Annotated in this window: 11 protein-coding genes; all 11 read left to right on the forward strand. The window is 63.9% G+C overall.

Translation table 11 applies throughout. The features are described 5' to 3' along the window. A partial coding sequence (locus ACK5IR_RS04340) for a Gfo/Idh/MocA family protein (RefSeq protein ID WP_416926286.1) occupies positions 1–983 on the forward strand: 983 nt, incomplete at its 5' end. 67 nt (positions 984–1,050) lie between these two features. Beyond that, complete coding sequence (locus ACK5IR_RS04345) at positions 1,051–2,088, forward strand: LacI family DNA-binding transcriptional regulator (RefSeq protein ID WP_416926288.1); 1,038 nt, start codon at positions 1,051–1,053, stop codon at positions 2,086–2,088. Positions 2,089–2,324: 236 nt separating this feature from the next. Further along, complete coding sequence (locus ACK5IR_RS04350; protein WP_416926290.1) at positions 2,325–3,269, forward strand: sugar ABC transporter substrate-binding protein; 945 nt, start codon at positions 2,325–2,327, stop codon at positions 3,267–3,269. Positions 3,270–3,330: 61 nt separating this feature from the next. Continuing rightward, positions 3,331–4,860: a sugar ABC transporter ATP-binding protein gene (locus ACK5IR_RS04355; protein ID WP_416926292.1), complete on the forward strand. Its 1,530-nt coding sequence runs from the start codon at positions 3,331–3,333 to the stop codon at positions 4,858–4,860. 18 nt (positions 4,861–4,878) lie between these two features. Further along, positions 4,879–5,901 carry an ABC transporter permease gene (locus ACK5IR_RS04360; RefSeq protein WP_416926294.1) on the forward strand — a complete coding sequence of 341 codons (1,023 nt, stop codon included), beginning with the start codon at positions 4,879–4,881 and terminating at the stop codon, positions 5,899–5,901. Positions 5,902–5,967: 66 nt separating this feature from the next. Beyond that, a complete protein-coding gene (locus ACK5IR_RS04365; protein WP_416926296.1) occupies positions 5,968–6,900 on the forward strand; it encodes a sugar ABC transporter substrate-binding protein in 933 nt (310 codons plus the stop codon). A gap of 107 nt (positions 6,901–7,007) precedes the next feature. Beyond that, a complete protein-coding gene (locus tag ACK5IR_RS04370; RefSeq protein ID WP_416926298.1) occupies positions 7,008–7,904 on the forward strand; it encodes a sugar phosphate isomerase/epimerase family protein in 897 nt (298 codons plus the stop codon). A gap of 10 nt (positions 7,905–7,914) precedes the next feature. Continuing rightward, complete coding sequence (locus ACK5IR_RS04375) at positions 7,915–8,925, forward strand: Gfo/Idh/MocA family protein (protein WP_416926300.1); 1,011 nt, start codon at positions 7,915–7,917, stop codon at positions 8,923–8,925. A gap of 10 nt (positions 8,926–8,935) precedes the next feature. Continuing rightward, positions 8,936–9,721 carry a TIM barrel protein gene (locus ACK5IR_RS04380; RefSeq protein WP_416926302.1) on the forward strand — a complete coding sequence of 262 codons (786 nt, stop codon included), beginning with the start codon at positions 8,936–8,938 and terminating at the stop codon, positions 9,719–9,721. Between the two features lie 49 nt (positions 9,722–9,770). Beyond that, on the forward strand, positions 9,771–11,690 hold the full coding sequence (locus ACK5IR_RS04385) for a bifunctional 5-dehydro-2-deoxygluconokinase/5-dehydro-2-deoxyphosphogluconate aldolase (protein WP_416926304.1): 1,920 nt from the start codon (positions 9,771–9,773) through the stop codon (positions 11,688–11,690). Then, positions 11,687–13,522 carry a 3D-(3,5/4)-trihydroxycyclohexane-1,2-dione acylhydrolase (decyclizing) gene (iolD, locus tag ACK5IR_RS04390; RefSeq protein ID WP_416926306.1) on the forward strand — a complete coding sequence of 612 codons (1,836 nt, stop codon included), beginning with the start codon at positions 11,687–11,689 and terminating at the stop codon, positions 13,520–13,522. The genes ACK5IR_RS04385 and iolD overlap by 4 nt, the downstream gene beginning before the upstream one ends.

Here is a 13,522-nt window from a genome sequence, read left to right on the forward strand (position 1 = left end):
CGGAGCGCTGCTATGCCGATTACCGGGCGATGTTCGCCGCCGAATCGGCGCGCGACGACGGTATCCGGGCCGTTTCCATCGCAACGCCCAACAATACCCATTACGAGATTTCGAAAGCCGCCCTCGAAACCGGCATCCACGTGATCTGCGAAAAGCCGCTGACCTTCACGACGGCCGAGGCGGAAGAACTGAAGCGCATTGCCGCCGCGCGGGGGCTGGTGGTCGGGGTAACCTATGGCTACTCGGGCTACCAGACGATCGAGGAAGCCGCGCGGCTGGTGGCCGACGGCACGCTGGGCGATATTCGTCTGGTCAACCTGCAATTCGCCCAGGGTTTTCACAACGAGGCGGTGGAAGAGGCCAATCCCGCGATTCGCTGGCGGGTCGATCCGAAATTCGCCGGCCCGTCCTATGTGCTGGGCGATCTGGCCACGCACCCGCTCTATCTGTCCGAGGTCATCTGCCCGCAATTGCGTATCCGGCGGCTGATGTGCGCACGGCAGAGCTTCATCGCCTCGCGCGCGCCGCTGGAGGATAATGCCGTCACGCTGATGGAATACGAGGGGGGGGCGTTCGGCACGCTCTGGACCTCGGCGGTGAATGCCGGGGCGATGCACAGCCAGAAGGTGCGGATCGTCGGCTCGAAGGCGTCGGTCGAATGGTGGGACGAACATCCGAACCAGTTGAGCCTGGAAATTCAGGGCGAGCCGCCGCGCCTGCTGGATCGCGGCATGGGCTACCTGCACCCCGAGAGCCTGGCCGACGACCGTATCAGCGGCGGCCATCCCGAAGGGATCTTCGAGGCATGGGCCAACCTGTATTACCGTTTTGCGCTGGCCATCGAAGCCTATGACGATGGCGCGCCCGAGCGCGTGGCAGGTCTGCGCTTCCCGGGTATCGAGGCCGGGGTCGAAGGAGTGCGCTGGGTCGAGAACTGCGTCCGTTCTGCCGACCGGGGAGGTGTGTGGGTCGATTACGAATGAACGGCAGAGGTTGCAATTCGCCGGAGGCCGGATGATAGTTTGCATCATTTTCTGATGTGAACGCGACATGAGCCGACCAACGATTTCCGACCTCGCCAAAGCCGCCGGTGTCAGCACCGCAACCGTGGACCGCGTCCTGAACGGGCGCCAGAATGTTCGGGAGGAAACAGTGCGACGTGTTCACGAAGCCGCTGAGGAAATCGGCTATCACGGCGCGAACGCGATCCGCTACCGGCTGCTGGCGGACAAGCCCGAATTCCGGCTGGGGCTGGTGCTGCAAAAGCCGCGCCACGCCTTTTATCAGGATGTCCTGCACGTTTTCGAGGCACAGGCGCGGGCCAGCAGTCTGCGGCGGGTTCAGGTGAGCGCCCGCTTCGCCGAAACCGCCGAGCCGGCTGAACTGGCGGAGCTTCTGCTGTCGATGAAGGGGCGGGTCGATGCGGTTGCGGCGACCGGGCTCGATCACCATCTGGTGACGCAGGCGGTTCAGGAACTGCGCGGCCGGGGGATCCCTGTCTATTCGCTGTTGTCGGATTTTGCCCAGGGTGTGCGCGAAAGCTACTTCGGCACCAACAATCTGAAGGTCGGGCGCATTGCCGGCTGGTTCATCGCCCGGCTGGCGCGGGGTCCGGGAAAGGTCGGTCTGTTTATCGGCGGGTCGCGATATCACGGGCACCAGTTGCGCGAGACCGGCTTTCGCAGCTATTTCCGCGACGAGGCGCCGGAGTTTCAGCTGCTCGACACGCAGATCAATCTGGAAACCAGGGCGCTGACCTATGAGGCGATGAAGAACCTGCTTGAGCGGAACCCGGATCTGGTTGGTCTCTACGTCGCCGGCGGCGGCATGGAAGGCGCGATCGAGGCGGTGCGCGAGGCGCGCGCGGCGCCGCCGCTGGTGCTGATCGTCAACGAGCTGACGCCCGAATCGCAACTCGGGTTGCAGGACGGAACGGTCAGCGTCGTGTTCGGCACGCCGGTCAGGCAGATCGCGGGCGATCTTGTCGCACAGATGATCGCGACATCGGAAAGGGGCATGGCGGACACGCCGGGGCAGCGGTTCTTCGCCCCCGAAATCTGGACGCCGGAAAGCGAGTTCATGATGTGAATACATCAGATGCCACAACGATTGCATCATGAATGATGCAATATCCTGTGGGTTCTGATTGACCTGAGGAATTATATCGGGGATCGTCTGACAACACCGCTGTAGGAGGGGCCGCGGTTCTGCACAGCAGATGACGAAAGCGAGTTTCACCGCTGCCGGCGGCCCGTGATGGCTATCCGGCGGAGGGTTCCGGCAAGTTGTTGGCGCGCCGGACGCCGCAAGAGGAGGAGAACTTCATGAAGCGATTTCTGATGACGACCGCACTTGTTGTGGGGGTCGCGGGAAGTGCCAGCGCCGAGAATATCGGTGTCACCATGGCGCTGTTTGACGACAACTTCCTGACCGTTCTGCGCAACGGGATGATCGACTATGCCGCCACCCTGGACGGCGTTACCGTCCAGATCGAGGACGCGCAGAACGACGTTGGCAAACAGCTCAACCAGATCCAGAACTTCGTCGCGCTCGGCGTCGATGCGATCGTCGTCAACCCGGTCGATACCGACGCGACCATCGCCATGAGCACCGCGGCGGCGGATGCCGGTATTCCGCTGGTCTATGTCAACCGCATGCCGGTGAACATGGACAGCCTTCCCGACAATCAGGCATTCGTCGCCTCTGACGAGCGGGAATCCGGCACGCTGGAAACCCAGGAAGTCTGCCGCCTGCTGAAGGAAAAGGGCAAGGGCGATGGCGCGAAGGCCGTCATCCTGATGGGCGAATTGTCGAACCAGGCGGCGCGCATGCGGACACAGGACGTTTATGACGTGGTCGCGACCGACGAATGCAGTTTCATCGAGATCGTCGAGGAACAGACGGCGATGTGGATGCGGACGCTGGGTGCCGACCTGATGACCAACTGGCTTTCGGCCGGCGTAACCTTCGATGCCGTCATCTCGAACAACGACGAGATGGCGATCGGTGCCGTCCAGGCGATGAAGACCTCGGGTCTTTCGATGGATGACATCATCGTCGGCGGCGTCGATGCAACGGCGGACGCACTGGCCGCGATGCAGGCGGGCGATCTGGACGTGACGGTGTTCCAGAACGCGGCCGGACAGGGCCATGGCGCCATCGACACCGCGCTGAAACTGGCACGCGGCGAGCCGAGCGAGAAGCAGGTCTTTGTGCCCTTCGAACTCGTCACCCCCGCCAACGTGGCCGACTACCTGCAAAGCAACTGAGCATCCTCGTGCCCGGGGTCGCAGCATCCCGGGCATTTCCTGGCTTTGAGGAGGAAGGACAATGCTAGACGGTCAAGGCGCAGACGCGCGCGGGGTCTACGAGGGCGAGTACATCCTCGAGGTCGACCACGTGCGCAAGGAATTTCCCGGCGTTGTGGCGCTGGACGACGTTCAACTGCGGATACGGCCCGGTTCGGTTCATGCGCTGATGGGCGAGAACGGGGCCGGCAAGTCGACTTTGATGAAGATCATCGCCGGGGTGTACAACCCCGACCGGGGCGAGGTCCGCTTTGCCGGGCGCAAGCTCGACATCCGTACCCCGATCGACGCGCTGAACTCCGGCATCGCCATGATCCATCAGGAACTGAACCTGATGAACACCATGACGGTGGCCGAGAACATCTGGATCGGCCGCGAGCCGCGCAACGCCATGGGTCTGATCGACCACGGCGAGATGCGACTGATGACGCAGGTTCTTTTCGACGATCTAAACATCCGGCTCGATCCGACCGGGATGGTCGGCGACCTGACCGTTGCGCAGAAGCAGATGGTCGAGATCGCCAAGGCGGTATCGTTCCGCTCCGACGTGCTGATCATGGACGAGCCGACCTCGGCGATCACCGAAGCCGAGGTCGAGCACCTGTTCAGGATCATCCGCGATCTCAGGACCAGCGGTGTCGGCATCGTCTATATCACCCACAAGATGAACGAGTTGTTCGAGATCGCCGACGAACTGACGGTGTTTCGCGACGGCAAGTACATCGCCACCGTCGCCGCGAGCGAGGTGACGCGCGACGACGTGATCAAGATGATGGTCGGCCGCGAGATCACCGACATGTTTCCGAAGGTCGAATGCCCGATCGGCGAGAAGGTACTGGAGGTGCGCAACCTGTCGCTGCCGGGCGTTTTCGAGGATGTCAGCTTCGACCTGCGGCAGGGCGAGATTCTGGGCGTGGCCGGTCTGGTCGGGTCCGGCCGTTCGAACGTGGCCGAGGCGATCTTCGGCGTGCATCCGGCGGAATCGGGAGAGATACTCGTCGGCGGCAAACCCGTCCAGATAACCTCGCCCATCGTTGCGATGCAGCACGGCATGGCGTTTCTGACCGAGGATCGCAAGGAAAGCGGCCTGTTCCTGATCCTCGATTGTATCGCCAACATGCAGGTTGCGCTTCTGTCCAGCGGCGAGGCCGACAATCACGGCTTCGTCGAGCAGAACGAGATCGACCGGCTGGCCAAGGACTACACCGAAAAGCTGCGGATCAAGACCCCGAATCTGGAGGAGACGGTCGGCAACCTGTCGGGCGGCAACCAGCAGAAAGTGCTGATCGCGCGCTGGCTGATGACCAAGCCGGGCATCCTGATCCTCGACGAGCCGACGCGCGGCATCGACGTGGGCGCGAAATCCGAAATCCACCGGCTGATCACCCAGCTTGCGGGGCAGGGGGTCGCGGTGCTGATGATCTCGTCCGAACTGCCCGAGGTGCTGGGCATGTCGGACAGGATCATGGTCATGCACGAGGGGCATGTAAGTGGTTTTCTCGATCGGGAGGAGGCCGATCAGGTGCGGGTAATGCAGCTCGCGGCCAAGTAGTTTGGGAGGTATACGACTATGACTGCACAAGGTACCAATGTCGAAACGGCCATCCCGAAGGCGCATCGCAAGCTGTCGCCCGAGGTGAACATCCTGCTGGTGCTGATCGGTATCGCACTGGTCTTCGAAATCCTCGGCTGGATATTCCAGGGCCAGTCGTTTCTGGGCAACTTCAGCCGCCTGAAGATCATGATCCTTCAGGTCTCGGTGATCGGGATCATCGCGGTGGGGGTGACGCAGGTCATCATCTCGGGTGGTATCGACCTGTCGTCCGGGTCCATCGTCGGCGCGGTCGCCATGGTGTCGATGAGCTTTGCCCAGTCGTCCGAATACGCGCGCGCGGTCTATCCGTCGCTGACCGATCTTCCGGTGATCGTTCCGGTGCTGATCGGGCTAGTGTGCGGGGCGATAGCGGGGGCGATCAACGGCTCGCTGATCGCCTATACCAAAATACCGCCCTTCATTGCGACGCTGGGCATGATGGTGACGGCGCGCGGCTTTGCCAAATGGTATACCAAGGGCCAGCCGATCAGCTTCCCGACCAAGGGCTTCGCCTTTCTCGGCTCGGGGATGATGCCGGTGGTGATCTTCCTGATCGTGGCGATCATCTTCCATATCCTGATGAAATACACCCGCTACGGCAAGTTCACCTATGCCATCGGTGCCAACCAGCAGGCGGCCCGCGTCTCGGGCATCAATGTCGAACGTCATCTGGTCAAGATCTACACCGTCGCGTCGCTTCTGGCCGCGCTGGCCGGGATCGTTGTCGCCGCGCGCGGCCAGACCGCCCAGGCCGGCATGGGAATGATGTACGAGCTTGACGCCATCGCCATGGCGGTGATCGGCGGCACCTCGCTGACCGGCGGGCGGGGCTCCATCATCGGTACCTCGATCGGCATGATCATCTTCGGCGTCATCATCTCGGGCTTCACCTTCCTCAGGCTCGACGCCTACTATCAGGAGATGATCAAGGGCGTGATCATCGTCGCCGCCGTTGTCGCCGATACCTACCGTCAGCAGAAGAAGGTGAAGAAATCCTGATGGGCTCCGCGGCGGCCCCTCCCGCCGCCGCGGAAATTTCAACCAGATCGCATGAGGTTCGTTGCGATGAAGACCAGACTGAAACTGACCGCCTGCGCCGCAGCGCTGGTGCTTGCCGGGCAGGCGGTGCAGGCCGAAACGCGCGTCGGCGTGTCGATGACCAGCTTCGACAACCCGTTCCTGACCATCCTGCTGAACGGCATCCGGGCCGAGGGCGAAAAGCACGACGATCTGATCCTTGTGGTCGAGGATGCGCAGCTCGACGTGGCCAGACAGCTCAACCAGGTGCAGAACATGGTTGCCAACGGGGTCGACGCCATTGTGGTGAACCCGGTCGACGGCGCGGCGACCCCGCCGATGACGCAGCTTGCCGTCGATGCGGGCATTCCCATCGTCTATGTCAACCACCCGCCCCTGGAACACGAGAACATGCCGGCGGGTTCCAGCTTCGTCGGTTCGAACGAGGTCGATTCCGGTACGATGCAGACCCGCGCGGTCTGTGACATGCTGGGCGGGCAGGGCAAGGTTCTGGTGCTGATGGGGCCGCTGGAAAACGAGGCGTCGATGATCCGGACCAGGGATATCGAGGAGGTGATCGCCGCCGAGCCCTGCACCGGAATGGAGATCGTCGACCGGCAGGTCGGCAACTGGAACCGCACCCAGGGCGCGGATCTGACCACCAACTGGCTGACATCGGGCATCGAGTTCGACGCCATCATCTCGAACAACGATGAAATGGCGATCGGCGCGATACAGGCACTGAGATCGGCCGGTGTACCGATGGATAAGGTGATCGTCGCCGGCATCGATGCCACACCCGACGGGCTGGCTGCGATGGAGGCCGGCGATCTCGACATCACGGTTTTCCAGAACGCCACCCGTCAGGGCGAGGTTGCGCTGCAAACCGCCCTTTCGATGGCCGGCGGCGCCGAGGCCGAGGGCAACATATGGGTGCCGTTCGAACCCGTCACGCAAGAGAACATGCAGAACTACAAGTAACCGTGTCGGAACCGGGCGTGCGGCGCCCGGCACGCTCCCGTTCAAAGCCGGCCTTCACGGTGCAGCGCATCGAACGGAGTGGGTTTGCCTGATGAAAGGAATGACCGATGAAGTACACGCTCGATCCGCACATGATCCGCCATCTGTCGCTTGAGGACACCTGCCGCAAGGTGGCCGAGCTTGGCTACGACTATATCGAACTGTCGCCGCGCCCCGACTTTCTGTCGTGGTGGACCCGGCCCAAGGTCTATCCCGAACGGGTTGCCGGTTTCAAGAAGGCGCTCAAGGATCACGGCGTTGGCCTTGCCACGCTGCAACCCATGTATCGCTGGGCCAGCCCCTATCCCGATGAATGGGAAGTGGCGATCGAGAACTGGAAACGCGCCATCGAGATCGCGGTCGAGATGGATTGCCCGATGTTCGTCTCCGAATTCGGCCGGGGCGGATCGCCTGATCGCAGCCTGAACGACCGCTCGGGCCTGCACCGTCCCGAAACCTGCGAAGCGCAGTTCTTCCGCGCAATGGATATTCTGGTCCCAATTCTGGAGCGCGAAGGCCTGACCCTGTCGCTTGAGGCCCATCCAGAGGACTGGCTTGAGGAAATCGTCCCGGCCATGGAGATCATCAAGACGATCAACTCCAAGGCGGTCAGAGCGTCGTTTATCGCGCCGCATACCTTCTTCTATGGTCCGGACATGGTGGCAAATCTGCGTGCGACACAAGGATATCTGGTCCATGTTCGGCTGGCCGATACCTACGATCACAACAAATCGTCGCAACTGCGCTATATCGTGAACCCGCCCGGTGCGCAGGTCCGCGTGCATCAGCACATGGATTTCGGCGAGGGCGAGATCGACTGGGATATCTTCTTCGCCACGCTGGCCGAGATGAAGTTCGACGGTGTGCTGTCGAACTGCGTATTCGGCTGGGAAGACCGGGCCGAGGACAGCGCCCGTTTCATGCTGGCCGAGAGCAAACGCTACGTCGACAAATACTTCAACTGAGGAACAGACAATGACTGTCAAGATTGGCGTCATCGGGACCGGCATGATCGGCCGGGACCATACGCGGCGCATCCAGCAGGTGCTGGCCGGCGCCGAGGTCGTCGCGCTGAGCGATGTGAATGCGGACAGCGCCCGCGCCGTTCAGGCGGATCTTGCGCCCGCCGCCACAGTCCATGCCACCGGGCAGGAACTGATTGCGGCGCCCGAGGTCGGGGCGGTTCTCGTTACCTCGTGGGGTGATACGCACGAGGAATACGTTTTGGCCGCCATTGCCGCCGGTAAGCCGTGCTTCTGCGAAAAGCCGCTGGCAACGACCGCCGCCGGCGCGAAACGCATCGTCGATGCCGAGGTGGCGCATGGTGCGCGCCTTGTCCAGGTGGGCTTCATGCGCCGGTACGATGCCGGCTACCGGATGCTGAAAGAAGCGGTCGACAACGCAATCGGTGCACCGCTGATGATCCACGCCGCGCACCGCAACCCGACGGTGCCCGAGCAGTACATCACCCCGATGGCCATTCACGACACGCTCATCCACGAAATCGACGTGTTCCGCTGGCTGCTCGACGACGATTACGTCTCGGCGCAGGTGGTGTTCCCGCGCAGGTCGAAACACGCGCATGCCCGGGTCGCCGATCCGCAGGTCGTGCTGCTGGAAACGCGCAAGGGCGTCCGTATCGATGTCGAGATCTTCGTCAACTGCCGGTACGGGTACGACATCCAGTGCCAGGTGGTCGGAGAAGAGGGCGTGGCCTATCTGCCCGAGCCGCTGGCGATTGTCATGCGCCGGGACGCACATCTGCAAAACGCCATCCTGACCGACTGGAAGGATCGATTCGTCGACAGCTACGATGTGGAACTGAAGGATTTTGTCGAGGCGGCCGCCCGGGGCACTGCCTCCGGCCCGGGCAGCTGGGACGGTTACGTTGCGGCCATCTCGTCGGACGCCTGCGTCGAGGCGCAGGAGAAATCCGGCCAGATCGTTCCGATTTCGCTGCCGGATCGTCCGGCGCTCTATGACTGAGGTGTGTACGATGCGTTTTGCCATCAACCATATTTCCGCGCCCGGGCAATCGCTTACCGACTTCTTCGCCATGGTCCGGCGGCTCGGTGTGACCGAGGTCGAGATTCGCAACGACATCCCCGATGTGGTGGGCACGATGGATCCGGCCGATGTGCGCGCCGAAGCCGAACGCCAGGGCATCACCATCCTGTTGATCAACGCGCTCTACCCGTTCAACGTCTGGTCGGGCGACCTGCCCGAACGTGCGGTCGCCATGGCCGATTACGCGCAGGCGGCGGGTGCGAAGGCGCTGGTCATGTGCCCGCTGAATGACGGCAATCAGGTGGATTTCGACGATCTGGTCGAGGCGCTCACCAACATGAAGCCGATCCTCGAGGAACGCGGCCTGACCGGGCTGGTCGAACCGCTGGGCTTTCCCGTCTCGTCGATGCGCACCAAATCATTGGCGATCGAGGCGATCCGGGCAGCCGGTGGCGAGGGTGTCTACAAGCTGATGCACGACACCTTCCACCATCATCTGGCCGGCGAGACCGAGCTCTTTCCCGAATGGACCGGTCTGGTGCATATTTCGGGCGTGGTCGATCCCGATGTCGCGGTCGATGACATGCTCGATGCGCATCGGGTGCTGGTCGATGCCGGCGACCGTCTGGAGAACATCCCGCAGGTCAGGGCGCTGCGCACCGCCGGATACGACGGGGCGTTCTCGTTCGAGCCCTTCGCCGAGGAGGTCCACAACCTTGCCGACCCCGAGGCCGCGCTGAAGGGCAGCATGGACTTTGTAAGGGCACAGGTTTGAACATCCGGGCGGGCGCCAGGGCGTCCGCCCGAACGACAGGGGATTGGGGATGAAGACACTTGATGTAATCACGATTGGCCGTTCGTCGGTCGACCTCTATGGCGACCAGATCGGCGGCCGGCTCGAGGATATGGGGTCGTTTTCCAAATATATCGGCGGAAGTCCGACGAATATCGCCTGCGGCGCGGCGCGGCTGGGGCTGAAATCGGCGGTGATAACGCGCGTCGGCGACGAGCATATGGGCCGGTTCATCCGCGAGCAGCTTGTGCGCGAGCATGTCGATGTGCGCGGTGTCGCAACCGACCCCGCGCGCCTGACGGCGCTGGTTCTGCTGGGAATTCGCGACGAGGATCAGTTTCCGCTGATCTTCTATCGCGAGAATTGCGCCGACATGGCGCTGAGCGAGGATGACATCGACGAGAGCCTGATCGCCGAATCGCGTGCGGTGCTGGCGACGGGCACCCACCTGAGCCACCGGCAGACCGAAGCGGCGGTGCTGAAGGCGCTCGAACTGGCGCGCAAGCACGGCGCGCGCACGGCGCTGGATATCGACTATCGCCCGAACCTCTGGGGCGTGGCCGGCCACGGCGAGGGCGAGAGCCGCTTTGTCGAAAGCGCCAAGGTCACCGAAAAGCTGCAATCGACCTTGCATTTCTTCGATTTGATCGTCGGTACCGAAGAGGAGTTCCATATCGCCGGCGGCAGCACCGATACGCTGGCGGCGCTGCGCGCGGTGCGCAGGGTCAGCGGTGCGACGCTGGTCTGCAAGCGCGGCGCAAAGGGTGCGACGGCCTTTACCGGGGCGATCCCGGACTCGCTCGACGAGGGCGAAAGCGGCCCGGGTTTCCCGATCGAGGTGTTCAACGTGCTCGGAGCGGGCGACGGGTTCTTCTCCGGCCTGCTGAAAGGCTGGCTGGACGATGAGGACTGGCCCACCGCGCTGAAATACGCCAACGCCTGCGGTGCGTTTGCGGTCAGCCGGCACGGCTGCACGCCGTCCTATCCCAGCCTGACCGAGCTTGAGTTCTTTCTCGACCGTGGCATCCTGCGCCCGGATCTGCGCAACGATGCGGAACTGGAACAGATCCACTGGTCGACCACGCGGCACAGCCGCAGCGGTGGCGACTGGTCGACGATGCGGGTCTTTGCCTTCGACCACCGGATGCAACTGGAAGAAATGGAGGGCTACACGCTGGCCAGGGGCGGCGCCTTCAAGGAGCTCTGCCTGCGTGCGGCGCTTCGGGTCGCCGACGGACGGCCGGGCTACGGCATCCTGTGCGACAGCCGCATCGGCCGCAACGCGCTCTACGCCGCATCGGGGACCGGCCTGTGGATCGGGCGACCCTGCGAATGGCCGGGATCGCGCCCGCTCGAACTCGAGCCCGAGCTTGGCCTCGATTGCGGCGGGCTGGTCCAGTGGGCGCGCGAGGACGTGGTAAAGGTGCTCTGCTTCTGTCATCCCACCGATGACGAAACGATGCGCGCGCGGCAGGTGGCCACGGTCAGGCGGCTGTTTCAGGCGGCGCGGCGCAACTCGCTGGAATTCCTGCTCGAGATCATCCCGTCCAAGGTCGGGCCGATGAACACCATGGCGACGGCAACGCTGATCCGGCAGTTCTACGATGCCGGCATCTATCCCGACTGGTGGAAGCTGGAACCGATGAGCGACAGGGCGGCGTGGGAAAGCGCCATCGCCGCCATCGAGGATAACGACCGCCACACGCGCGGCATCGTCGTGCTGGGGCTCGACGCGCCCGAGGGCGAGCTTGCCGCGAGCTTCGCGACGGCGGCCGGTTTCGATCTGGTCAAGGGGTTCGCGGTCGGGCGTACCATCTTCGGCGATGTGGCGCGCGGCTGGTTCAGGGGCGATATCGCCGATGGCGAAGCCGTGGCGCAGATGGCGGCGCGCTATGCGCGGCTTTGCGAGATCTGGGACGAGGCGCGGCAAACCGCCGGGGGGGCGCAATGAAAACGATACGGTTGACGGCCGCACAGGCCATGGTGCGCTGGCTTTCGGTGCAGATGACCGAAGATGGCGAACGCTTCATCGAGGGCGTCTGGGCGATCTTCGGCCACGGCAACGTGGCCGGGCTGGGCGAGGCGCTGCACGGCATCGGCGAGGCCCTGCCCACATGGCGGGGGCAGAACGAGCAGACCATGGCCCATGCCGCCGTCGCCTATGCCAAGGGCAGGGCGCGGCGGCGGGCGCAGGCGGTGACCGCCTCGATCGGGCCGGGATCGACCAACATGGTGACTGCGGCTGCGCTGGCCCATGTCAACCGGCTGCCGGTGCTGTTCATCGCCGGTGACGTGTTCGCCAACCGCCGGCCGGATCCGGTGTTGCAGCAGGTCGAGGATTTCGACGACGGCACGGTCAGCGCCAACGATTGCTTCCGTCCGGTGGTGCGCTATTTCGATCGCATCATGCGACCCGAACACCTGTTGACGGCGCTGCCACGCGCGCTGCGCGTCATGACCGATCCGGCGGATTGCGGGCCCGCCTGCATCGCCTTCTGTCAGGATGTCCAGGCCGAGGCCCATGACTGGCCGGAAGAGTTCTTCGCGCCGCGCGTCTGGCGCATCCGCCGCCCCGAACCCGACGCGGCGGAACTGGCCGAGGTGGCCCAACTGATCCGCGACGCAAGATCGCCGGTCATCGTCGCCGGCGGCGGGGTGATTTATTCGGGTGCCGAAGACGCGTTGGGCGATTTTGCCACCCGCCACAACATCCCGGTGATCGAGACCCAGGCCGGCAAGTCGGCGCTGCCGCAGGCGCACGGAATGAACTACGGCGCCAGCGGGGTTGACGGGTCGGCGGCGGCGAACCGGGTTGCGGCCGGTGCCGATCTGATCATCGGGGTCGGAACGCGCCTGCAGGATTTCACCACCGGCTCGCGCACCCTGTTCCCGCAGGCAACGCTCGTCAGCATCAACGTGCAGCCCTACGATGCGGCCAAGCATGGCGCGGCGGGGCTGGTCTCGGATGCCAGGGTCGCGCTCGAACGGCTGACTACGGTGCTGGAAAGCCACCGCGCCGGGGCCGCCGATCCGGCGGTACGCACCGCGTGGCTGGAAGCTGTCGATGCGCATTGTGCCGCGCCGGGCGATACCAACGCGCTGCCCACCGACGCGCAGGTGATCGGCGCGGTTCAGCGGGCGTCGACCGAGGCGGCGGTGGCCATGTGCGCCGCCGGCACCATGCCCGGCGCCCTGAAGCTTCTGTGGCAGCCGTCGCGGGGCGGATACCACCTGGAATACGGCTACAGCTGCATGGGATACGAGGTTGCCGGCGCGATGGGGCTGAAGCTGGCCCTGCCCGAGCGCGAGGTGATCTGCTTCGTCGGTGACGGCAGTTACATGATGGCCAACAGCGAGCTTGCGACCGCCGTCATGCGACGCATCCCCTTCACCGTGGTGCTGACCGACAACCGGGGCTATGGCTGCATCAATCGGTTGCAGCAGGGCTGCGGCGGCGAGCAGTTCAACAACATGTACAAGGATTGCAACATCGAAACCCAGCCGCAGATAGATTTTGTTGCCCATGCCGGCGCGATGGGCGCTCATGCGGTCAAGGCGCAGGGGATCGACGACCTCGAGGCGCTGGTCGCGGCGGCACGCGGCCGCGACATTCCCACCGTGATTGTCATCGACACCACCGCCGAACCGGGTCCGGGCGACGGGCTGGAAGGCGCCGGTCACTTCTGGGACGTTGCGGTACCCGAGGTCGGCGATACGGAAAAACTGAAACACGCCTACGCGCAGTACCTGCGGGATGTCGCGCGGCAGAGCCTTGTCAACTGA

This window comes from Tropicimonas sp. (genome assembly GCF_047971885.1).
Lineage (GTDB): Bacteria > Pseudomonadota > Alphaproteobacteria > Rhodobacterales > Rhodobacteraceae > Tropicimonas.

Coding starts and splice junctions, on each gene's coding strand:
- ACK5IR_RS04345 (WP_416926288.1), top strand. CDS start 1,051: ATGAGCCGACCAACGATTTCCGACCTCGCCAAAGCCGCCGGTGTCAGC.
- ACK5IR_RS04350 (WP_416926290.1), top strand. CDS start 2,325: ATGAAGCGATTTCTGATGACGACCGCACTTGTTGTGGGGGTCGCGGGA.
- ACK5IR_RS04355 (WP_416926292.1), top strand. CDS start 3,331: ATGCTAGACGGTCAAGGCGCAGACGCGCGCGGGGTCTACGAGGGCGAG.
- ACK5IR_RS04360 (WP_416926294.1), top strand. CDS start 4,879: ATGACTGCACAAGGTACCAATGTCGAAACGGCCATCCCGAAGGCGCAT.
- ACK5IR_RS04365 (WP_416926296.1), top strand. CDS start 5,968: ATGAAGACCAGACTGAAACTGACCGCCTGCGCCGCAGCGCTGGTGCTT.
- ACK5IR_RS04370 (WP_416926298.1), top strand. CDS start 7,008: ATGAAGTACACGCTCGATCCGCACATGATCCGCCATCTGTCGCTTGAG.
- ACK5IR_RS04375 (WP_416926300.1), top strand. CDS start 7,915: ATGACTGTCAAGATTGGCGTCATCGGGACCGGCATGATCGGCCGGGAC.
- ACK5IR_RS04380 (WP_416926302.1), top strand. CDS start 8,936: ATGCGTTTTGCCATCAACCATATTTCCGCGCCCGGGCAATCGCTTACC.
- ACK5IR_RS04385 (WP_416926304.1), top strand. CDS start 9,771: ATGAAGACACTTGATGTAATCACGATTGGCCGTTCGTCGGTCGACCTC.
- iolD (WP_416926306.1), top strand. CDS start 11,687: ATGAAAACGATACGGTTGACGGCCGCACAGGCCATGGTGCGCTGGCTT.